Annotated in this window: 16 protein-coding genes; 8 read left to right on the plus strand and 8 right to left on the minus strand. The window is 40.5% G+C overall.

Annotated elements, in window-relative coordinates:
- Window positions 1–3: 3 nt before the first annotated feature.
- The gene (locus I6J03_RS08190; RefSeq protein ID WP_003009219.1) at window positions 4–2118 is read right to left on the minus strand and encodes a M3 family metallopeptidase; all 2115 of its coding nucleotides are present in this window, start codon (window positions 2116–2118) and stop codon (window positions 4–6) included.
- Window positions 2119–2305: 187 nt separating this feature from the next.
- Here I6J03_RS08190 and I6J03_RS08195 point away from each other — a divergent pair, with 187 nt between their 5' ends.
- From I6J03_RS08195 to I6J03_RS08215, 5 genes are all read left to right on the plus strand, one after another.
- Entirely contained in the window at window positions 2306–3412 is a 1107-nt protein-coding gene (locus I6J03_RS08195) for a DUF4407 domain-containing protein (RefSeq protein ID WP_003009221.1), read from the plus strand.
- 193 nt (window positions 3413–3605) lie between these two features.
- Window positions 3606–4349, plus strand: a complete 744-nt coding sequence (locus I6J03_RS08200) for an aspartate/glutamate racemase family protein (protein ID WP_201694297.1) — start codon at window positions 3606–3608, stop codon at window positions 4347–4349.
- A 108-nt stretch (window positions 4350–4457) separates the two neighbouring features.
- Window positions 4458–4793, plus strand: a complete 336-nt coding sequence (locus I6J03_RS08205) for a TM2 domain-containing protein (RefSeq protein ID WP_003009225.1) — start codon at window positions 4458–4460, stop codon at window positions 4791–4793.
- Between the two features lie 163 nt (window positions 4794–4956).
- Window positions 4957–5670 (plus strand): pirin family protein, encoded by a 714-nt coding sequence (locus I6J03_RS08210; RefSeq protein ID WP_003009227.1) that lies wholly within the window; start codon window positions 4957–4959, stop codon window positions 5668–5670.
- Window positions 5671–5777: 107 nt separating this feature from the next.
- Window positions 5778–7199 carry an aldehyde dehydrogenase family protein gene (locus I6J03_RS08215; protein WP_003009228.1) on the plus strand — a complete coding sequence of 474 codons (1422 nt, stop codon included), beginning with the start codon at window positions 5778–5780 and terminating at the stop codon, window positions 7197–7199.
- Window positions 7200–7257: 58 nt separating this feature from the next.
- Here I6J03_RS08215 and typA read toward each other — a convergent pair whose 3' ends face one another.
- The 4 genes from typA to I6J03_RS08235 form a co-directional block, all read right to left on the minus strand.
- A complete protein-coding gene (typA, locus tag I6J03_RS08220) occupies window positions 7258–9063 on the minus strand; it encodes a translational GTPase TypA (protein WP_003009230.1) in 1806 nt (601 codons plus the stop codon).
- Between the two features lie 79 nt (window positions 9064–9142).
- Entirely contained in the window at window positions 9143–10333 is a 1191-nt protein-coding gene (gene kbl / locus I6J03_RS08225) for a glycine C-acetyltransferase (protein WP_002998224.1), read from the minus strand.
- A gap of 129 nt (window positions 10334–10462) precedes the next feature.
- The gene (locus tag I6J03_RS08230) at window positions 10463–11710 is read right to left on the minus strand and encodes an ABC transporter permease (RefSeq protein ID WP_003009232.1); all 1248 of its coding nucleotides are present in this window, start codon (window positions 11708–11710) and stop codon (window positions 10463–10465) included.
- Window positions 11711–11847: 137 nt separating this feature from the next.
- Window positions 11848–12276, minus strand: a complete 429-nt coding sequence (locus tag I6J03_RS08235; RefSeq protein ID WP_003009235.1) for a DUF2147 domain-containing protein — start codon at window positions 12274–12276, stop codon at window positions 11848–11850.
- Window positions 12277–12496: 220 nt separating this feature from the next.
- On the opposite strand from I6J03_RS08235, the gene I6J03_RS08240 reads away from it, so the two are divergent.
- Window positions 12497–12850, plus strand: a complete 354-nt coding sequence (locus I6J03_RS08240) for a phage holin family protein (protein ID WP_039990224.1) — start codon at window positions 12497–12499, stop codon at window positions 12848–12850.
- A gap of 188 nt (window positions 12851–13038) precedes the next feature.
- Window positions 13039–14943: a heavy metal translocating P-type ATPase gene (locus tag I6J03_RS08245; protein WP_003009241.1), complete on the plus strand. Its 1905-nt coding sequence runs from the start codon at window positions 13039–13041 to the stop codon at window positions 14941–14943.
- Window positions 14944–15023: 80 nt separating this feature from the next.
- Here the strand turns inward: I6J03_RS08245 and I6J03_RS08250 are convergent, their stop codons facing one another.
- The 3 genes from I6J03_RS08250 to I6J03_RS08260 form a co-directional block, all read right to left on the minus strand.
- A complete protein-coding gene (locus tag I6J03_RS08250; RefSeq protein WP_003009243.1) occupies window positions 15024–16421 on the minus strand; it encodes a PepSY-associated TM helix domain-containing protein in 1398 nt (465 codons plus the stop codon).
- Window positions 16422–16542: 121 nt separating this feature from the next.
- On the minus strand, window positions 16543–18054 hold the full coding sequence (locus tag I6J03_RS08255) for a SusD/RagB family nutrient-binding outer membrane lipoprotein (protein WP_003009245.1): 1512 nt from the start codon (window positions 18052–18054) through the stop codon (window positions 16543–16545).
- A 10-nt stretch (window positions 18055–18064) separates the two neighbouring features.
- Complete coding sequence (locus tag I6J03_RS08260) at window positions 18065–21118, minus strand: SusC/RagA family TonB-linked outer membrane protein (RefSeq protein ID WP_003009248.1); 3054 nt, start codon at window positions 21116–21118, stop codon at window positions 18065–18067.
- Between the two features lie 150 nt (window positions 21119–21268).
- On the opposite strand from I6J03_RS08260, the gene I6J03_RS08265 reads away from it, so the two are divergent.
- A complete protein-coding gene (locus tag I6J03_RS08265; protein WP_003009250.1) occupies window positions 21269–22162 on the plus strand; it encodes a helix-turn-helix domain-containing protein in 894 nt (297 codons plus the stop codon).
- Window positions 22163–22218 lie beyond the last annotated feature (56 nt).

A 22218-nucleotide genomic window follows, 5' to 3' on the forward strand; every position in this document is an offset into this window, starting at 1 on the left:
TGATTAGTTCAATCCTCTTTTCTTCATCAGGTAGACCGGATTCGGATCTGCACCTCTGAATGTGCGATACATTTGTGCCGGATTTCCTGTTCCTCCTCTTTCAAGAATATTTCTTCTGAAAGAAGCGGCAGTGCCTTGATCATACAATCCTTTTTCTTTGAATGCTGCGAAAGCATCTGAATCCAATACCTCAGACCAGATATAAGCATAATATCCTGCCGAATAACCTCCTGAGAAAATATGTTCAAAATAGGTACTTCTATATCTCGGGATAATAGAGCTGATAAGTCCGATCTTGTTCATTGCTCCTTTCTCAAAAGCATTGATATCTTCTTTAACAGGAGCTGTAATGGTGTGGTAATTCATATCCAGTAAGGACGCAGCCAAATATTCTACAGTAGCAAAGCCCTGATCAAATGTGCCGGCCTTTTGCATCTTAGAAATCAGCGAATCCGGGATTGCCTCTCCGGTTTTGTAATGTTTGGCATATACTTTCAAGACTTCAGGATCTGCCGCCCAGTTTTCCATGATCTGTGAAGGAAGTTCCACAAAATCTCTCGGTACCGATGTACCGGCCAGACTTTTATATTTAACATTAGACAATAATCCGTGCAGCGCATGTCCGAATTCGTGGAATAAAGTTGTTGCTTCATCAAATGTAAGCAATGCAGGTTCATCACCTATTGGTTTGGTAAAATTACATACAATAGAAATAACAGGAGCTACACGCTTGCCCTCTTTTCTATATTGTGAACGGTAGGATGTCATCCATGCTCCGCCTTTTTTAGAAGCTCTCGGAAAAAAGTCTGCATATAACAGTCCCAGCTGTGAACCATCTTTATCTTTCACTTCATATACTTCCACTTCAGGGTGATAGACCGGTACATTATTTAAAGCGACAAATGTCAGACCGTATAACTTATTTGCTACAGAGAAAGCCCCTTCACGTACAGACTGCAGACTCAGATAAGGCTTGATATCCTCTTCATTCAAAGCAAAGCGTTTTTTACGGATAATCTCAGCATAGTATCTCCAGTCATATGGTGCTACATTAAATGTATCTTTTGCAGCAATGATCTCTTTCTGAATATCTGCAGCTTCCACTTTTGCCTTTGCCAGAGCCGGAGTCCACAGCTTGTTCAGTAAATCATATACATTAGCCGGATTCTCGGCCATAGATTCAGACAAGACATAAGCGGCATGATTTGCAAAGCCTAATAATTTGGCCTTTTCCAGACGCAGATTTGCAATTTTGCGCACAATCTCTTTGTTGTCTGCGTCATTTCCGTTATTTCCTCTCAGGCTATATGCTTCCCAGATTTTCTTACGCAGATCTCTGTTCTTGGCATATTGCAGAAATGGCATAATTGATGGGTTTTTCAATGTAAATACCCATTTATCTTTCAGACCCTTTGTCTTCGCAGCTTCTGCTGCAGCCGCTTTCAGATCAGAGGTAAGCCCTTCCAGATCAGCTTCTTTATCAATAACCAATTCGAATGCATTGGTTTCTTTTAAAACGTTTTGTCCAAACTGGGTGGTCAGCACTGACAACTCTGCATTGATTTTTTTCAGTTTTTCTTTATCCTTATCCTTCAGGCCAGCTCCCGAACGGATAAATCTTTTGTATGTTTCTTCCAGTAACTTATTGTCTTCAGCATCCAGTCCGAGTGTCTGTTTCTTTTCCCATATGGTTTTGATTTTGCCAAACAGGGTAGAATTTAATGTAATCTCATCATTATGTGCAGACAATACAGGAGCCATACCTTTGGCTAAAGCCTGAATAGTGTCGTTAGTATTCGCTAAATTAAGATTAGAAAATATAGTGGAAACCTGACTTAACAAACCTCCGGCATTTTCTAAAGCCAGAATAGTATTTGCAAAAGTTGGTTCATCCGTATTATTAACAATAGAGTCGATCTCCAGTTTATGTTGTTTTAATGCTTCATCAAATGCAGGCTTAAAATGCTCATCTTTGATCTTGTCAAAAGGAGGTACATTGAAAGGTGTATCATAGGTTAAAAGTAAAGGGTTGGTCGTTTCTGTCTTCTGTTCATTAGTACAACCGACCACAGTTGCCGCAACGATCATGAACATGGGCAAAAAGCTTTTTTTATTCATTTCTGTTTCTTGATTTGTTTTCAATGTTTTTTTACAAAGTTAACAATTCCACCCGGAATGACTGCCTTTAGCGGGCACAAAGACTCTTTACTTTGAGAAATTTATCAGATTTTTGTAAAACAAATACATAGATGTAACTATTATCAAAATATTACGTCTATTAGCATAATAATTAGCAACTTAAAAGATGAATAGTGTATCTCGCTTCTTCTGGTACTGTGCCGGCGTACATCAGGACACCCTGATAAAATATCCCGAAGAACATAATAAATATGTCAGTATTGGTGCCACGATATTTTTCACCGGGCTTTTTGCAGCTCTTTCCGGCGGATATGCATTATACTTTGTCTTTAGCGGTAATCCGCTTTCTGTTGTATACGCAATACTTTTCGGACTTATTTGGGGGCTGGCAATCTTTAATCTCGATCGTTACATAGTACTGAGTATTGACAAGACTAAAGGCAGCGGAAAGCAATTTTTACAGGCTTTTCCACGAATCTTACTGGCCATACTTGTCGGTGTTGTTATTTCCAGACCACTGGAGTTAAAGATATTTGACAAAGAGATCCGTGAACATCTGCGGGGATCATACCTGAGTCAGCAGCGGGCAAAAATAGATACCCTCAATCAGACATTTGAAAATAAGTATGCAACTGAATATGGGCAGCTCAACGGATTAAAAAAACAGGCGGACTCATTAGACAGCAGCATAAAGTCTGATAAGCAAAAACTTAATTTCGAAATCTTTGGCAACAAAACAACAGAGACTTCCGGTGTCATGGGATACGGACCTTATGCTAAAATGAAAGAGGCTCAGCTCAAAAAACAGGAAATCTATCTCGATACGCTGAGAACACGCATTCAACAAAAAGAAGTCGTACTCCAGGACCGAAAGGCATTCGAGGGTATACTGGATCAAAAACTACTTTCCAATAAAAGCCTGGATAGTGCAGTCAATATAGCCGGATTTGCAGATCGTAATGCAGCCCTTGGCAACCTTAAATTTAAAGCAGACGGCACGGTTGATCAGGCTACAGAAAATGCTGTACTTTTTATTGCACTCTTGTTTATATTTTTTGAGTGTCTGCCCGTATTTGTCAAACTCATGAGCGGCCGCGATTCATATGATCAGGCTCTTTTGAGTCAGCGCGAGATTCACGACTATGAATCCCATACAAGTATTGCTGTTGAGAAAAGCGCTATTGATAATCTGGAAGGTTTCAGAACGGATGTATCCATCAAAAAACGCATGGATAAACTTAATAAGGATTATCACGAGGCAAAGGAAGAGTAACAGCCTCCGAATCTATATCAATAATAGAAAATAGGATAGCGACTCCGTCTCTTTCAGAACAAAAAATCCATACAACACTCCTTTAACATATTTTTGCAACCCATACAGCCATATTGGCTTCATTTTTGGATAATTAATGAGAACCGGACTTCGATCAGAAGTAGGGGATTAAATTAAGATTAGGAGGCACAAAATGATTGGAATCGTTGGAGGAGCCAGACCACTTGCCGGACTGGAGCTTATCAAAAAAATAATGGAAGAAACAATTGCATCCACAGATCAGGATCACCTGCCTGTGCTTTTGTCTTCACAACCACATCGTATCGCGGACCGCACGCAGTATTTACTTGATAATACATTGACAAATCCGGCATACGCCATGGCAGACATCATAAGTGAACTGGAAAAATCCGGGGCGACTGTAGCTGCCATCCCCTGTCATACAGCGCATGCCGTTCCCATATTTGATATCATCCGGTATGAATTGCAAAATAAAGAGCATAAAATCCGGTTGCTACATATGGTGGAAGAAACATCCGATTATATCGCAACACATTTCACTTCACCTGTAGTCGGCATCCTGACCACTACAGGTATCCGCAACACAGGCCTTTACAATCACGTATTTGCAGCTAAGGGCTTGAAAGTTATTCAGCCAGCTGAGGAATGGCAGGAGAAAATCCAGGCGGCAATACATGATGAGCAGTACGGAATCAAAGCCAGCTCCTCTCCTGTCACAAACCGCGCAAAAGAAGAATTGGTTGGTGCAATCCACGAACTCAAAAAAGAAGGTGCTACAGTGATCGTATTAGGATGTACAGAATTATCCTGGGCACTTCGTGAAAAAGAAATCTCAGGGCTGCCACTCGTAGATCCAAATCGGATCCTTGCACGTGCACTGATCCGGACAGTTGCTCCGGAAAAACTTAAAGACTAAGTAAAAAATAAAATCGGCGTTATCCTAAGGATAACGCCGATTTTATTTTTTTGCGCATTCTTACTAAAATTCTATATTTACGATTGAAAACATTATTAAGCTAAAACTATGGATGCACAAAGAGTGGACAGTTATTTAATAACTCAGGTCAAATTTTTCTCACCTCAACATCTTAATCTGTTGAGAGAGCAAATGCTGCAAATGGATGAGAGTCGTTTTGTACAAATACAGATGCTGTCCTTCAACGATCCAACGATTACCCTGTTGATCTCGATCTTTGCAGGTTCATTTGGTATAGATCGTTTCATTATCGGAGATACAGGTCTCGGAATCGGAAAGTTATTGACATGTGGAGGTCTGGGTATCTGGACAATCATTGACTGGTTCCTGATTATGGATGCTACGAAAGAAAAGAATTTTAGAAAAATAGCAGCTTTGCTATAGATCAATAAGAACATAATCCGTACTGCATTTGATAAAATATGCTGTACGGATTCGTGTACTTCCCTCACCCAACAGGACCATCTGTCATTTTGACACCTCCCTGTATGTTATTGTAGTTGGCACAAATATTGATGTTTAAACATATAAATACAGGAGGTTAATCATGCAAAAAACAATCCATCGTGCAGAAAAACGCGGTCATGCAGACTTCGGATGGTTAAAAAGCTATCATTCTTTTAGTTTCGGACAATATTACAACCCGGACAATATCCATTTCGGTGCACTACGTGTGTTGAATGATGATCATGTAGCAGCAGGCCAGGGATTTGGCCGCCATCCGCATGACAATATGGAGATTGTAAGTATCCCGCTATCAGGCACACTGGCTCACAGCGACAGCATGGGTCATGGAAAAGATATACAGACCGGAGATGTACAGATCATGAGTGCCGGCACAGGTATTCAGCATTCCGAATTCAACGGAAGTAAAACAGATGACGTAAAATTTTTACAAATCTGGATTATACCTAAAGAAGCGGATATCGAACCGAGATACGATCAAAAATCATATGCTCATCTTGACAAAGAGAATAAATGGATTACCATTGTCTCTCCAGATGAAGCAGATGCAAATGCTGTATGGATAAATCAGGATTCCTGGTTCAATCTTGCTGATCTGCAAAAAGGAAATACTTTAGCCTATCATTTACACAGTCAGACAAATGGCATTTATCTCTTTGTTTTGGAAGGAAATGTTTCAGTCGGAGGAGAACAGCTTGGCCGCAGAGACGCAATAGGAATACACGACTCAGCTAATATCAGTATAGAAGCAGATGCAGACGCACAACTTCTCCTGATAGAAGTACCTATGTTTTAATAAACTGATCCGAAATATTGTTAATTGAGGGTCTGACATATCGTCGGGCCTTTTTTAATTAAAACTTTGTTTAGCATTTGATGGTTTTGTAATAAAATACCCTGACTATGGCAGAAGCGACCTGTACACCTTTAGCACACATATCTTCTCTCTACTCCAGACAACTGGACTACAAGGAAAAAACCAGACAGCTGTCCGTAGAGCAACGCATTTCCCTTATTCGCAGTTTGGGTGAACAAATAGAAAACAATCACGCTGCAATTACGAAAGCTCTACACCTGGATTTCAGAAAGAATACCTTTGAAACAGATTATACCGAAATTTACGTTGTCCAATCTACGATAAGACATATCTGCAGGAATCTAAAAAGATGGGCTCAAAACCAAAAGGTAAAGAACAACCTGATGTATATCACGACACACTCCTACCTCCAATATGAGCCAAAGGGTAATTCTCTTATTATTACGCCCTGGAACTATCCGTTTCAGATTCCGCTGATGCAAACAATCAGCAGTATAGCTGCCGGTAATACTGTTATGCTGAAGTTATCCGAATACGTTCCCCATACCAATGTGATAGTAGAAAAAATTATCCGCTCTGTATTTCAACAGGAGCATGTTGCCGTTATTAACGGACAAGCTGAAGAAACTACACATTTACTAAATCTCAAATTTGACCATATTCATTTTACAGGTTCACCGAAGGTAGGTAAGATCGTGATGCAGGCTGCCTCTGCACACCTTTCAGATATAACATTAGAATTAGGCGGAAAATCACCTGTATTTATAGATAAAGATGTAAATCTGCGACAGATAGTACGAAATCTGATATGGGGCAAATTCGTAAATGCAGGACAAACCTGTATTGCCCCCGACTATGTACTTATAGACAAAAAACTGAAGGATACATTTGAAAAAATAGTACCGGAAGAAGTGGTAAAGGCTTTCGGAACATCTGCAGATCAATCGCCGGATCTGGCCCGTATCATCAATGACAGGCAATTTGACCGTCTGGATGCGGCTCTCAAACAAGCTGTTGAAGCAGGAGCCCGGATACTGGCAGGCGGTGAAACAAATAAGACATCGCTTTATATAGCTCCGACAGTAGTGACAGACATGCCCGCAGACAGCAGCTTAATGACAGAAGAAATCTTTGGTCCCATATTACCAGTGGTTTACTATGAAAATGTAGATGAAGCATTGACCCTTGTATCCCGAAAAGAAAAACCTCTGGCACTCTATATCTTCAGTAACAACAGGCATTATACGGATACGATTCTCAGGAATACAACTGCCGGCTCTACTGCAGTGAATGATATGCTGATTCAGTATATGCATCCCAATCTTCCGTTTGGCGGAGTCAATCATTCGGGAATAGGACAGTCCTTCGGACAATATGGTTTCAAATCCTTTTCACATGAAAGGACTGTAGTATCAGGCAGCAAAAAAATTCCGTTATCGCAGGTATTCTGGTATCCCTATACTGCAAAAACCATAAAGCTGTTCAATTTTATAAAACGCTTCCTGTAAACAAAAAAAGAGTTGTCAGAAATCTGACAACTCTTTTTCTATGTATGATGCGATACGATTACTGGAATTTTTTCGCATTGATTTTACGCTCATTCTCTGTCAGGTAGATCTTACGCAGACGTGTACTTTCCGGTGTAACCTCGATGTACTCGTCAGCCTGGATATATTCCATAGACTCTTCCAGTGAGAATTTGATTGCAGGAGCAATACGGGTATTATCATCCGTACCTGAAGCACGCATATTCGTTAATTGCTTACCTTTCACGATATTGATAGTCAAATCATTATCACGGATGTGTTCTCCTAATATCTGTCCTTCATAAATATCCACTCCCGGATCTACAAAGAATTTACCACGATCCTGCAGCTTATCGATAGAGTATGCAGTAGTAGTACCTTTATCAAGAGAGATTAATACACCATGAAGACGGCCAGGGATTGTTCCTCTCCAAGGCTCATAACCTTTCAGACGGTGAGCCATTACAGCTTCACCAGCTGTTGCAGTCAATACGTTGTTACGAAGACCGATGATACCGCGGGAGGGAATCTCGAATTCCAGATGCTGCATTTCTCCTTTTGTCTCCATCACTAACAATTCACCTTTACGTTGAGTTACCAACTCGATTACCTTACCGGACACCTCAGCAGGAACATCTACAACCATTACTTCAATAGGCTCACACTTCACACCGTCAATTTCTTTAACGATAACCTGTGGCTGACCTACCTGAAGCTCGTATCCTTCGCGACGCATTGTCTCGATCAATACAGATAAGTGAAGAATACCACGACCATATACTAACCAGGCATCAGGAGATTCTGTAGGAACAACACGTAGTGCAAGATTTTTCTCCAATTCTTTCTGCAGACGGTCATGGATGTGACGTGAAGTCACATATTTACCTTCTTTACCGAAGAAAGGAGAGTTATTGATCGTGAACAACATATTCATGGTAGGCTCATCGATATGCATAACCTCCAGTTGTTCCGGGTTTTCAAAATCTGCGATAGTATCACCGATATCAAATCCTTCGATACCAACTACAGCACATATATCACCTGATTTTACTTCTGTAACTCTCGCTTTGCCTAATCCTTCAAACACATACAACTCTTTCACACGGGATTTTACGATTTTACCGTCACGTTTCACAAGCGATACCGGTTGTCCTTCTTTGATCATACCACGCGCTACACGTCCTACTGCGATACGTCCTACGAAAGTAGAATAATCAAGAGACGTAATCTGCATTTGTAAAGTACCTTCTACTACAGGAGCAGACGGGATATGTTTCAGAATAGCATCCAGAAGATCAGTAAAATCTTCTTTAGGTTCTTTCCAGTCTGTTGACATCCATCCTTGTTTAGATGAACCGTAAAGTACAGGGAAATCTAATTGCTCTTCATTTGCATCAAGACTGAAGAAAAGGTCAAAAACATTTTCATATACTTCATCCGGACGACAGTTTTCTTTATCCACTTTGTTGACAACAACAATTGGTTTCAGTCCTAATCCCAATGCCTTTTGCGTCACGAAACGTGTTTGCGGCATCGGACCTTCGAACGCATCCACCAAAAGGATAACCCCGTCAGCCATTTTAAGTACACGCTCTACTTCACCTCCGAAATCGGCGTGACCAGGAGTGTCAATAACATTGATTTTTACACCCTGATAGGTAACAGAAACGTTTTTAGAGACAATGGTGATACCGCGTTCGCGCTCCAGATCATTGTTATCCAAAATTAAGTCGCCTTTGTTTTCCGAATCTCTGAAAAGATTGGTAAAGTGTAAGATTTTGTCAACCAATGTGGTTTTACCGTGGTCAACGTGTGCGATGATCGCTATGTTTCTGATATTCTGCATCTAGCAAATGTTTGTATATAAAATTTGAGGGTGCAAAGCTAACGATTTTACACCACAATTTTTACATCATCACTAATTTTTATTTTATAACCCCCAATTCCTGACCGACTTTAGTAAACGCAGCAATAGCTTTGTCCAGGTGGTGACGATCATGTCCGGCCGATATCTGTACTCTGATCCGGGCTTTTCCCTGAGGAACAACCGGATAATAAAAGCCGATCACATAAATACCCTCTTCCAGCATTTTTGTTGCAAATTCCTGTGCTAATTTAGCGTCATACAGCATTACAGGCACGATCGGATGAAATCCCGGCTTAATGTCAAAGCCCGCAGCTGTCATCTGTTCACGGAAATATTTGGTGTTATTCTCTAGTTTGTCACGAAGCTCTGTCGTCTGGCTCAACATGTCCAGTACAGCCACCGAAGCACCTGCAATGGCCGGCGCCAGTGTATTTGAAAATAAATACGGACGGGAACGCTGACGTAACATATCTATGATTTCTTTTTTACCGGAAGTAAAGCCTCCGCTGGCTCCTCCCAATGCTTTTCCAAGTGTTCCGGTAATGATATCCACACGGTCAATCACGTTATATAATTCATGTGTACCTCTGCCGTTTTTACCGATAAAACCTGTACAATGCGACTCATCAATCATCACCAGTGCTTCATATTTATCGGCAAGATCACAGATCTGGTCTAATGGTGCTACGGATCCGTCCATAGAGAACGCGCCGTCAGTCACAATAATTTTGTGACGGGCTCCTGAAGCAGCCTGCAACTGTGCTTCCAGATCAGCCATATCCGCATTTTTATAACGGAAACGCTGTGCTTTACACAATCTTACTCCATCAATGATAGAAGCATGATTCAGTTCATCAGAGATGATAGCATCTTCCGCACCAAATAGAGGCTCAAATACTCCGCCATTGGCATCAAATGCCGCTGCATATAAGATCGTATCTTCTGTTCCCAGAAAAGTCGAAAGTTTAGATTCTAATTCCTTATGAATATCCTGCGTACCACAGATAAAACGTACAGACGACATACCGTATCCATGTGAATCGATAGCCTGCTTAGCCGCTTCAATCACTTTGGGATGAGAAGAAAGCCCCAGATAATTGTTTGCACAGAAATTGATAACTTCGGCACCTGTGCTTACTTTAATATCGGCTCCCTGTGGAGTCACGATAATACGTTCTTCTTTATACAAACCAGCTTCTTTAATGGCTGCGATCTCTTTCTGCAATGCAGGTTGAAGTGTCTTATACATAATAGTCTATTTTAGCACGTAAAAATACAGTTTTATCTCTGAAGAAAGGGATGCAGAAGGCGGGTTTAAAGAAAATTTAACCCAAATTACACAAAAAGAAGACTGTGGAAACGATTGTTTAATTTTTCACTATTCATAGCGCAGTGCTTCCACAGGATCGAGTCCGGAAGCTTTAGATGCAGGATAATACCCTGAAACTACACCAACGAAGATACAGACCGCCATCCCCAGGAACATCCATTTCCACGGAATAATAAAGCTCGCGCCGAGCGCTACAGCCAAAAGATTTCCGATCGAAATCCCCAGAATAATCCCGGCTAATCCTCCCAGAATACAAATGACAATTGCTTCCATAAGAAACTGTTTGCGTATTACTCCCGGAGTGGCACCGATGGCTTTTCGCACCCCGATCTCACGGGTACGTTCGGTAACCGAGACGAGCATAATATTCATGAGACCTATAGAAGCGCCTAATAATGTAATAGCAGCAATGGCAATGGCACCATAGGTCACATAATTCAGATTTTGCATCAGCATCTGTGCCACAGCATCTGATTTTATTATTTCAAAATTAGATGTTTGTCTGGCATTCAGCCCGCGTATCTTACGAAAAGTAAGAATTGCCTCTCCTTCTGCTGCATCCATTCGGAGCGGATCCGGAGACATAACCGTGATAACGTATGAAGGATTAGCATTTTCCATCATCATCCTCGCTTTAGAGATGGGCACAAAACAAGCCTTATCCGCTCCGAATCCAGCACTCGAGCCCTTGCTTTCCAGCACACCAATCACCAGAAAGCGATCATCTCCTACAGTAATATACTGCCCCAGCGGATTTGTATTATTTTTAAAAAGTTTCGTCGTTATCTCTTTTCCGATAATCACCACAGCACTTCCTAATTCCACATCTTGTTTTGTAAAATTCCTGCCGTCAGCAATTTTATAGCCCGAAGTCTGCAGATAATTATCATCCCCGCCTATTACCCCGATATTAGGGTTAGTTTTCTCGCTTTTAAATTTGATGGTAGAAGCCCAGGTTACATTTGCATTGATAGACACAATAGCATCTGTATTGAACCGGTCTTTAAATTCCAGCGCTTGTTTATACGTAATCGCAGGATATACTTTGGGCTGACTTCCCTGATCGCCGATACGCACATTAAGCCCCCGGTTACGAATATTAAAGGAATTGGAGCCCATGGAAGAGAAGGAATTTGTCAGAGAGCTCTGAATCGCATCGATAGAAGTAAGGACACCGATCAAAGCCGTAATACCAATCGCTATGATCAGAGCTGTCAGAAATGTCCTCAGCTTGTTGCTTACAATAGATTGCAGCGCCAGCTTGACATTTTCGCGGTAGGACATATTAACAGACATATACGATTGTATTATTTATATCAAATTAATCGATTAAAAATCAAAAAACAAAGGCCTTGATAAAATATCAAGGCCTTTTCAACCAAAAACCACCTTATGAAATCTAATTTACTAAGTTTTTTATATTAGAAACCGACTTATTTTACTCTTGTAAAAGTATCGGTACGACCTATGAGACTTACACCTACATATCCTCTGATATCCAGTTTATCTCCTTTAAGCGTCATCTTGCAGCTATATGTTTTTCCGGATTTAGGATCATATACTTTTCCGTTTTCATAGATATTGTCTTTTACTTTTTCAAAGTTTGTCAGATTTTCCATGCCAATTACAGGTCTGCTCTTGAGCTTATCATCCGGATTTTTAACATCTTTTTTAGGATGACCGGATTCATCGTTTGGAGTTTTAAGCCAATAAATCTTTCCGTAAAACTTATCGCCCTTTTTATAGATCTCGACTCTTGCTTCTCCGCTTGGATTCTGCCATTTACCGATTACAGGATCTGTTTGAGCAAATAGAGCTACTGTTACGAATAGCACCATTAATGATAGCATTAATTTCTTCATGATCGTTACTGTTTATAATTGCAAGAGTGAATATACGAAAAAATAATTATGCAAGCATAGCATTTTTTATTTTTTTTTATCACATTACCGTATCATGACAGAGCAAGATCAGATAACTAAAAGTTTAGAAAGTAATTGAAAATCTTCTTTTTTAGAGTTTAAAATGGTTTTTGGCACTTATTTTGAACGTTTTTATCCGGAACTTTTAAACCATTTTGCTATGAAATTTATTATTAGTTTATTATTGACCGGCGTTGTAGTAGCTGTATCAGCCTGGATCATTCCGGGAGTTTATGTTGCAGGTTTCGGGTGGGCGATTGTAACCGGATTGGTTATCGGATTTGTAAATGCGACTGTAGGAAGTATTCTTCGCTTGTTTACCTTCCCCTTGAATTGGTTGACTTTGGGATTGGTATCTTTTATTATTACTGTACTGATGGTATTGTTAAGTGATAAAATTATGGGCGCTAAATTTGATGTATCCGGATTCTGGACCGCAGCATTATTTGCAATCGTCGTCGCTATTGTAGAAATGATATTATCAGCAATTCTGGGATCTTCAAAAGAAAATTGATCTTTCTCAGATTACAATACATACGGGATCCGGTATTAATCGGATCCCGTTTTTATTTCCAGACATCCATATTTTTATGCCTGCGCCTTTACTGCCTTTTTATTGATTTTATGATCTGATATCTTCGCTTTCCTGATATTAATCTGCTAATTTAGAAAAAACAGAACAGTGACCTTTAAATTCAAGATATGTGCGAACATCATCATGACCATAATCATACGGAGATCAAAGAAAAACCCTGGTGGATCGAACAGAAAAACCTGCTTATTGCACTTATCATCTTACTAACCCTTCTCCTGCTGGAATATGCTTTCCGGATTACTATTCCTTCCTATTTACAACTCATTTTCAGTTCGGTTGCATATTTTCTGGCTGGATGGCCTGTCATTGATCTGGCTGTAAGAAAGGCTTCAAGAGGTGATTTTTTCAATGAATTTGTACTTATGACGATCGCAACAATAGGAGCTTTTATGATCGGCGAATATGAAGAAGGAGTTGCAGTAATGGTATTTTACCAGATCGGAGAATGGTTTCAGGATAGTGCCGTAGACAAAGCCAAAAGAAATATCAAAGCTTTATTGGATGTCAGACCAGATGAAGTCACCGTAATGAGAGACGGAAAGGAACTTGCTGTACATCCGAATCAGGTAATTATAGATGAAATCATCCGTATTAAGGCCGGGGAAAAGGTAGCTCTCGACGGGATCTTATCTTCCGATTCAGCATCATTTAATACCGCGGCGCTTACCGGAGAAAGCAAGCCGGACACAAAGTACAAAAATGAAGAGGTCCTGGCCGGGATGATCAATCTGGAAAAAGTGAGTATGGTGCAGGTTAAGGCTGCTTTTAGGGACAGTAAACTTAGCCGTATTCTGGAAATGGTACAGGATGCTACCGCCCGAAAATCACAGACTCAGCTCTTTATCAGTAAATTTTCGAAAGTATATGTCCCTATTGTATTTGGGCTTGCAGTCGCAGTCTGTCTGCTTCCTGCACTTTTTGTAGATGAATATATATTCAGAGAGTGGTTTTATCGTTCACTTGTCTTTCTGGTGATCAGTTGTCCCTGCGCATTGGTAGTCTCCATTCCATTAGGGTATTTCGGAGGTATCGGACTTGCTTCCCGCAACGGAATACTCTTTAAAGGAGGCAATTTTCTGGATGCGATTACGACAGTAGACAGCATTGTGATGGACAAAACCGGCACATTGACGAAAGGTGTTTTTGAAGTCAGGGAAGTTAAATCCGCTCAGGATATTACACCTTCCGAATTGCTCCGTTATGCCAAAGCGATTGAATCTCAGTCTACGCATCCTATTGCCAAAGCCGTAATGCGGCATGATCATAATGAGGAACCTGTTCTACCGGCAGAACACGTGGAGGAGATTGCCGGACATGGGTTGAAAGGAATAGTCAATGGCTGCGAGATTCTCGCCGGTAATGCGAAGTTGCTCGATAAATTTGGCATCTCCTATCCCGCTAAAATTAAGAATATCGTAGATTCTATTGTTATACTGGCTATTAATCAACAATATGGAGGCTATATTACTGTTGCTGATCAGGTAAAGGATGATGCAGCCGAAGTGATACGTAAAATGAAAGACAGCGGTTTGCACACCGTAATGTTATCCGGAGACAAGGCATCTGTTGTCAATGACGTTGCTCAAAAGTTAGGAATAGACGAGGCATACGGCAATCTGTTACCCGAAGATAAGGTAAAGCATGTACAAGCATTACTGGATCAGAACCGAAAAGTTGCCTTTGCAGGGGATGGTGTAAACGATGCTCCTGTCGTAGCATTAGCAACAGTAGGAATCGCTATGGGCGGATTGGGAGCAGATGCTACAGTAGAAACTGCCGATGTGGTTATACAAAATGATGAACCTCGTAAAATACTGGCAGCGATACGTGTAGGAAAACTGACAAGAAATATTGTTTGGCAGAATATCATATTAGCACTAAGTGTAAAAATCATTGTTCTGATTCTGGGCGCCGGCGGAGTGGCGACACTCTGGGAGGCTGTTATTGCAGATGTAGGTGTTGCACTGGCTGCCATTCTCAACGCTGTTCGTGTACAGCGAATGAAAGTCTAGCATTTGGCATTAATAAGGGCTGTTGCATAATTTGCAACAGCCCTTATAGAATGGTATTACAGATCGTTTAAAAACGCTGCTTAAGCCATTCCCGGTTTTTTCTTTTTTGTTTTCTTCATCTTATTCAACCAGATCATGACTCCCGTCACCGGAAGTGAGGTGGCTATGAGGCAGGATATAAAATACAGCAGCTTGGTAAACGGACCATATACATCTCCGACATGCAGACTCTTTACAGAAGAGGATATGCGTTCATTCAAAGGTTTTTCTGCAAAAATTTCCTTTTTCAGAATTTTTCCGGAATACTGATCTAATATTAATCTGTCCGCTGTTGCCGGAGCGAAGAATCCTTTTCTATATTTGGATATAGATACTGTGGCCACAGAATCGGAAGGCAGAGAAAGCATATAATCGCCCGGATAATCAAGTTCCTTATCTGCTAATGACAATAACTGATTCACGGCTAATGGAGCGTGTTCCGGACCAGGATATATGGATTCTTCTTTCTTTTCTTCTTTGGGAGGTACGCCTCCTTCTTTCGGAGCCTCCTTATAGGTTCCCCAGGTCTTCTGCCAGCCTGTCCGATACCAGTCGAATGACCAGAAAGGGCCTGTTACACCCATCAGAAATAAAATAATGCAGCTGTAAAAACCCAATGTATTATGCAGGTCATGATTTATACGTTTCCACTTTGCAGACCATTTGATCTTTAACCCGTTCTTCCATCCTCTGAGACGTTGTGGAAACCAGATAACGATTCCGCTGATTACACCTAATGTAAAGAGCAAAGTCGCTGTCCCTGTGATCCAGCTTCCCAGCTTTCTGTTTTCCACTCCTTCAATAAGGGGTTTTTCGATTTCATTCAGCATGAGCCAACGGTGCAAACTAAACATCTTTTGCATAAAAGCGGCTGTCTTTGTTTCCTTTTCCTGCGGATCACCCAATAATTCACCGGTATAAGGGTTGATCATCATCTGATTGGCTCTTTGACGCCCGCCAGCCGGAGGACCAGACTTTTTCTCTTTTTGCTGCCCTTCTTTTTTATTTTTTCCTTCCCCGTTTGCAGCAATACCTTCTTTGACATCTTTTTTAGCCTCAGCCTTTTCCGCACTCTTCACAGACTGATCTTTTCCATCCGCTTTTCCTTCCTCTTTTTTAGGTTTGCTATACAGGATGGCATAGGCTCTCTCCGGATCATGGTTAATCCGGATCCCGGAAATTTTACCTTTAATTTGTTTTTTCGCAGCGATAAGAAGATCATCCGCAGTCATTGCTTCCTGAGCAGGCTTTTCCACTTTATACAGATGCGGAGCTGCTGCTTCACGAATTTCCGTATTGTACACATAGATTGTACCTGTAAGGCATACAATCAAGACAACGATACCACTGATCAAACCAAACCAAAGGTGAAGGTCGTTGAAAAACTTACGGATTTTCGGCCATTTCGAATCCGTTGTTGTTTGTTTTGATTTATTCATTTTCTCTCTCTTTTTAATGATTCATCAAATAAAAATCAGGCAATGCTGCTTTACAGCATTACCTGACATAATTACTTTATACTCTTATTTATTCATCTGAAAGGATTCAGACAGCATAAATTTAATTAGCATCCCACCACACTTTGGAAGACAGGATTCCAATTTCTCCCTGAGCGACTACATTATCACCATTTGTATTGATTTCTGTTTCCGGATACATAAACCGCAACGGATATGCACCCGGCGTAGGTGAAGATACAGAATTCGGGAAGTTTGGAAAGCCCAGACGTCTGAAATCATTCCACGCCTGAATATTATTAATACTGTTCAATGCCAGCCACTTCTGAGTTATAATCCGTTCCATCTTATTTGTAGCCGTAGCATAACTGACATTGTTCTGATTGATATAGGACTGTATATTGTAATTGTTGACATTAAACAAATAGTTGAATGAAGCCTGTATGCCGCTTTGATACAGCTGACTTGCCACTCCGCTTATCCAGCCTCTTTCCATGGCCTCCGCTTGCAGAAAGTTAGCTTCCGCCAGGGAAATGATCATACTGACCTGATTAAATGATTTTACAATCCCGGCAGGTTGATTAGCGTTTTCAGTCGGACCTTTGAACGCTGAAGTAGTTGCCGCAGCAAATTCATTGGCAATGGTATTGTTTCCGAAAATCACTCCTTTATAATCTCCTGCAACACTCGTATAATTCTGTGCCAGACGGGGATCATTAAATTCCTTATATTTACTGATCAGGTATTGAGTGGGGCGTATATTTGCATAATTAGCAACTGCCACACCTGCATTATTACGATAGAATGTCTCATAGAAGGGATTCATCTTGGTTGCTGTATTCAGATACCCCGGATTGACGCTTGCATTTTCTAACAGAAAACCTGATCCTTCCTGTACAATTTTCGCAATCTCCTGTGTAATATAAGTTGCCTGTGCAGAAACTTCAGATTGTCTTAAAAGGGCTCTCAATTTTAATGTATTTCCAAACTTTGCCCACTTAACCTTATCCCCTTTAAACAGGACATCATCATTTGTCGGCAACAGGGATGCAACTTTGATTTCCTGAATACCCTCTGTGATAAGATTGATAGATTTGGTATACACATCTTTACCCGGTTCATATGATGGGTGCAGAACAGCAGACCCCTTTAATGCCTCATCAAATGGCACATTATTATAGAAATCTACAAGAATAAAGAAGTGATAAGCCATCATAATTTTGGCAATACCTGAATAAAATTTTGCATCTTCCGTATTTGCCTGATCTAATATTTCCTTGTAATACAAAAGATTATTGTAGTTGGATTCCCAAACCGGAACTCCGTCACGGGTATCCCGGATAGCCGGCCCATTATACGTTTTCAGCGATGTAAATGAACTAACCCCCTCATTGGATGTTCCCCAATAGCCGCCCCATAATCCTCCGATCTGGTTTAACTGAATGGCCTCATTCACTGCTGTTGTAACCAATGCAGCAGGCAATTTGGCATTTAAACTTAAATTTTCCTTTATTGGGGAGTTCGGATTCACATTTACATCCAGAAAATCACTACATGCTGTTAGTGTAATTGAAACGAATGCCAGCAAACCTATTTTTATAATATTGTATTTCATCTTCGTGTTATTAAAAAGTCATGTTAACATTAAAGCCCATTGATCTTGCTGAAGGAATCTGTCTGAAACTGTTGTATCCGTCTGTTTGATTATACAGTGCTTCAGGATCACCGATTGTATTGGAAGAATGTCTGATGATAAACAGGTTATTTCCGACAAATCCAATGCTAGCCTTTTTAATCAGCTTCTGCCCTGTCAACCATTTTTCAGGCAAGTCATATCCGATATAAAGCTCTCTTAGCTTTAAATAATCACCTTTTGCTGCAGTGGTTGTCTGAATATTTCCATAAGCAGTCCACCAGGCCTTATCTCCTTTAGAGTATACATTCGTATTCTCAACAATAGATCCGTCCGCCAGCCTAACCATAGAGTTTGGCATAATAAACGGCTGTCTGTCATATTTCACTGTCTCCGGATGGGTACCGGCAGCATACATACGAGGTACAACTTCAGAATACATCCAGCTGCCTAACCTCGAATCGATCTGAAATCCTACTGTCAGAGATTTATAACTGAATTTGGTATTAAATCCAAACAGATAAGGAGGCACCATTGTGCCTAATATTTTCTCATCTTTGGATGGAATAACATTCCCGTCTTTATCCAGTACAATCTTTCCGTTCTCCTTCATAAAATCGGTCATACGAAGGGTCGGGTATTGCTCTCCTTTAATAGCATATGCCTGTCTGAAAATATTAAACTCATTACCTGCATATAGATTTTTCGCTTTGGTATCCGTATAACTGAAATTAACTCCGAACTCCAATCTTACATCTCTATTTTTAATAGCAGTACCATTAATCATGACCTCAAGTGTCTTATTAATTATCTGCCCGGCATTGACAATAGTAGAATTGAATCCTGTAGCACTCGATATCCCGGCATTGAAAATCTGTCCGTCAGAATCCGAATACGCATAGGCTATATCCGTACGTAATCTGTCATTAAAGAATGCGAGTTGGGTTCCCACCTCAAATGATTTTACAAATTCAGGTTTGATTAATAAATTCGGTTCCGATAAGGAGGGAGTAAATCCCACCAGGCTACCAAATGGAAACCCACCGGTCTGACTGTACGTCAGGTTTAATCTGTAAGGATCTAAGGTAACATTACCGGTCTTGTTATAAGAGGTATAAATCCGGCCATAACTTAGTATGCTGCTATTCTTAAGGCTTTCTATCGCATCTGTAAACACAAATGATGAACTGATCCCCGGAGAGAAGTAGCTGTTATTATTCGGATCCAATACGGATACCTGATCATTTCTACCTGTTAAAGTCAAAAACAAATAATTTCTGTATCCCGCTGTAAACTCACCGTAAGTTGCCAGTGAACGATATTTCGTTATAGTAGATCCGCCGGTCAGCTCTCCTGTTCTTGAGCCCTGGTTGAATATATCTTCAAACAATAAATTTGCCGCGCTTACGTTGATCTGCTTGGAATCATCCATGCGTACATTCTGTCCTACTAATAATTTAGTAGAAAAATCCCCGAAGTTTTTGTGAAAATTCAAAATCAGGTCATTATTGAACCTTGTGAATCCGCGATGTGTATCATTTACCGAACCATTGATATTTCGTGTAGCAACATTTGATACTAACTTGCGGTTAGTGACCCTTCCCGGCTCAGACTGGAAATAGAGACCTGTTCTGTACGTCGCATCAAACCAGTCTGTAAACTCGTAATTGAATTCCAGTTTTGAATTTAAAGTATGCTGATCATACATATTTCTATTATTATCCGCCATAAAAATCGGATTTCTTGTACTTGCTACCGGATTATACCAGTTCAGCGGATGATTGGGAGAAGCCGGGTCTTCCCAGTTTCTTGCTTCTTTATAATCGATATTGGCAGGCTGTGTATAGACCGATAACCAGGGACCGTCACTTGTTGTATTGTTCTTAAAGAATACATAATTCATATTAAATGAAGTATTCAGCTTGTTAAAACGACGGGATCCGTTAAATCTGGCACCTGTACGGCTGGATTTATCTCCCGGAATTACTCCTTTTATACGCACATCCTGTAAAGACACAAAATATGAACCCTTTTCGTCTCCGCCGGAAAAGGACAAATCATTCTGAGCAGTAATCCCGGTATCAAAGAAACCTAAGCGGTTATCTTTTGACGGAGCAGAATACACTTTTGTTGGCTGCACTCCGTTGATCGGTAAACCGAAGTCTCTCGTTTCACCATTAAATTTATCTCCCCATGACTCGTTGGCGACAGGGCTGTATACACCATTCTGTCCCTGTCCGAATACAGTCTGCGCCGGAGGCAATAAAAACACATTTGAAAACGTGGTACTGTTACTGAAATTGATCTGCCCTCTCTCCGATCGCCCTGATTTCGTCGTGATCATAATAGCACCGTTGACACCTTCAGATCCGTACAAAGCAGCGGCATTTGCGCCCTTAAGCACCGTGATATCCTGTATATCATTTGGATTAATACGGGTAATATCCGGCAAAGGAACACCATCCACAACATATAACGGATCATTTTTAGATCTGTTCAGCGAGCGTGTTCCTCTCAATCGGATCTGAATACCCGGATCTGTTTTACCTGTTGTGAGATCCGTAGCATTCACTCTCAATCCTGCAACCTTACTTGATAGAGCCAGTAAAGGATTAACCACTTTACCTAGATTAAGCTCTTCATTGCTGACCGATTGTGCAGATGTTCCCAGTTCTCTGGATTGTCTTTTAATACCTAAAGCTCCTGTTACAAGGACCTCGCTAAGCACATGCGGATCTTCCGTTAAACGAAATATAAGATCAGACTGACTCGTGTTAACCACAGCCTCTGCAGCCATGTAACCAATATGAGAAATAACTAATGTCTGTCCGCGATGTGCCCGGATCCGGAAGGAACCCTGAGAACCTGTAATTACACTTCCTGAACGCGGATTTTCCTTCACTGAAACCGATACACCACTGATAGGTTCATCACTTTTCTGATCCAGAATACGCCCTTCCAATGTAATATGTGTCTGCGCAGATGACTCAGTCGCGTACATCGACACCCATACAAGTAATAAGATTGAAAAGTATTTTTTTAACATATCTTAATATTTTAAATTGAATAAGTATAAAATTTTCTATATTTGATTTAGATTCAGTCTAAATAAATAATGCACGAAGATAGAGTTAATCTAAATCACCGAATAACGCAATAGGAAATAAGACTTATAACATCGGAAATTTCTTTAAAGATGAAATTGCTTAATACGAAAAAACGTACACTTAATTATGATCACCCGGATTACGGTATCAGATTGATCAACCCGTATACTACATATGAGCTTGTTCCTGAGCACGAGGGTTATCTGGTGGTGATAGCTATAAAAGAAGGATGTTCATTATCCGCCGGAAATCACAAACTGATCCTGAAAGAAAGAGACAGCACGATCATTCGGCTCGACAATACGCATATAAAAGTAAGTTCCAGGCATCCGGATGCACAATGCCTTACCTTATTATACAAGCCTTCTTACCTGAAACATATGGACATCACAGACCAAAATATTCTCCATATAGATGCGGGAATCCGCAAAGTTGAAAAAACGGAAACCGAAGTCGCTTCCAGAACTTATATTAAAGCTGTCGATCTTATCCGGGTACAGGCTACTCATACTCTTTTACCAGCGTTCTATAAATCCAAATCCCTTTATATCCTATCTTCACTGATGGATGGTATCCAGCGCATGGTATTGTCAAAACCGGCTGAATTACGGGAGACTGATATTGAAAAGATCAAAAAAGTAAAGTATATTATTGAAACTAACCTGAATAAGAATTTTACTATTCAACATTTAGCAAGAGAAGTTGGCACGAATGTTCAATACCTTAAGCAGCATTTCAAACAGTACTATGGCAAGACCATCTTTAGTTTTATTTCTGAATGTAAGATGCAAAAGGCGCAGCACCTGCTGAAAGAACGGGAACTGACCATCAGCTTTATCAGTCATCAACTGGGATACAAGCATGCCAGTCATTTTACAAATGCTTTCAAAAAATTCTTCGGCTACGTCCCGAATACTATCCGGTATTCCCTTATTCTTTTCTATAATGAAATAATAGCCATCACGGAACTTGGCCTTGTATAATGAAAACGGCTCCCTTTTTGCAAAAGGAGCCGTTATTTAGTATACTTATAAATCGA

It is taken from the genome of Sphingobacterium spiritivorum (assembly GCF_016724845.1).
Classification (GTDB): Bacteria; Bacteroidota; Bacteroidia; order Sphingobacteriales; family Sphingobacteriaceae; genus Sphingobacterium; species Sphingobacterium spiritivorum_A.

What these genes read in the sequence shown, in the direction of transcription:
- I6J03_RS08245 (WP_003009241.1), top strand. Translation starts at nt 13,039, where the DNA reads ATGTGCGAACATCATCATGACCATAATCATACGGAGATCAAAGAAAAA.
- I6J03_RS08195 (WP_003009221.1), top strand. Translation starts at nt 2,306, where the DNA reads ATGAATAGTGTATCTCGCTTCTTCTGGTACTGTGCCGGCGTACATCAG.
- I6J03_RS08240 (WP_039990224.1), top strand. Translation starts at nt 12,497, where the DNA reads ATGAAATTTATTATTAGTTTATTATTGACCGGCGTTGTAGTAGCTGTA.
- I6J03_RS08265 (WP_003009250.1), top strand. Translation starts at nt 21,269, where the DNA reads ATGAAATTGCTTAATACGAAAAAACGTACACTTAATTATGATCACCCG.
- I6J03_RS08230 (WP_003009232.1), bottom strand. Translation starts at nt 11,710, where the DNA reads ATGTCTGTTAATATGTCCTACCGCGAAAATGTCAAGCTGGCGCTGCAA.
- I6J03_RS08210 (WP_003009227.1), top strand. Translation starts at nt 4,957, where the DNA reads ATGCAAAAAACAATCCATCGTGCAGAAAAACGCGGTCATGCAGACTTC.
- I6J03_RS08255 (WP_003009245.1), bottom strand. Translation starts at nt 18,054, where the DNA reads ATGAAATACAATATTATAAAAATAGGTTTGCTGGCATTCGTTTCAATT.
- typA (WP_003009230.1), bottom strand. Translation starts at nt 9,063, where the DNA reads ATGCAGAATATCAGAAACATAGCGATCATCGCACACGTTGACCACGGT.
- I6J03_RS08215 (WP_003009228.1), top strand. Translation starts at nt 5,778, where the DNA reads ATGGCAGAAGCGACCTGTACACCTTTAGCACACATATCTTCTCTCTAC.
- I6J03_RS08200 (WP_201694297.1), top strand. Translation starts at nt 3,606, where the DNA reads ATGATTGGAATCGTTGGAGGAGCCAGACCACTTGCCGGACTGGAGCTT.
- kbl (WP_002998224.1), bottom strand. Translation starts at nt 10,333, where the DNA reads ATGTATAAGACACTTCAACCTGCATTGCAGAAAGAGATCGCAGCCATT.
- I6J03_RS08250 (WP_003009243.1), bottom strand. Translation starts at nt 16,421, where the DNA reads ATGAATAAATCAAAACAAACAACAACGGATTCGAAATGGCCGAAAATC.
- I6J03_RS08260 (WP_003009248.1), bottom strand. Translation starts at nt 21,118, where the DNA reads ATGTTAAAAAAATACTTTTCAATCTTATTACTTGTATGGGTGTCGATG.
- I6J03_RS08190 (WP_003009219.1), bottom strand. Translation starts at nt 2,118, where the DNA reads ATGAATAAAAAAAGCTTTTTGCCCATGTTCATGATCGTTGCGGCAACT.
- I6J03_RS08235 (WP_003009235.1), bottom strand. Translation starts at nt 12,276, where the DNA reads ATGAAGAAATTAATGCTATCATTAATGGTGCTATTCGTAACAGTAGCT.
- I6J03_RS08205 (WP_003009225.1), top strand. Translation starts at nt 4,458, where the DNA reads ATGGATGCACAAAGAGTGGACAGTTATTTAATAACTCAGGTCAAATTT.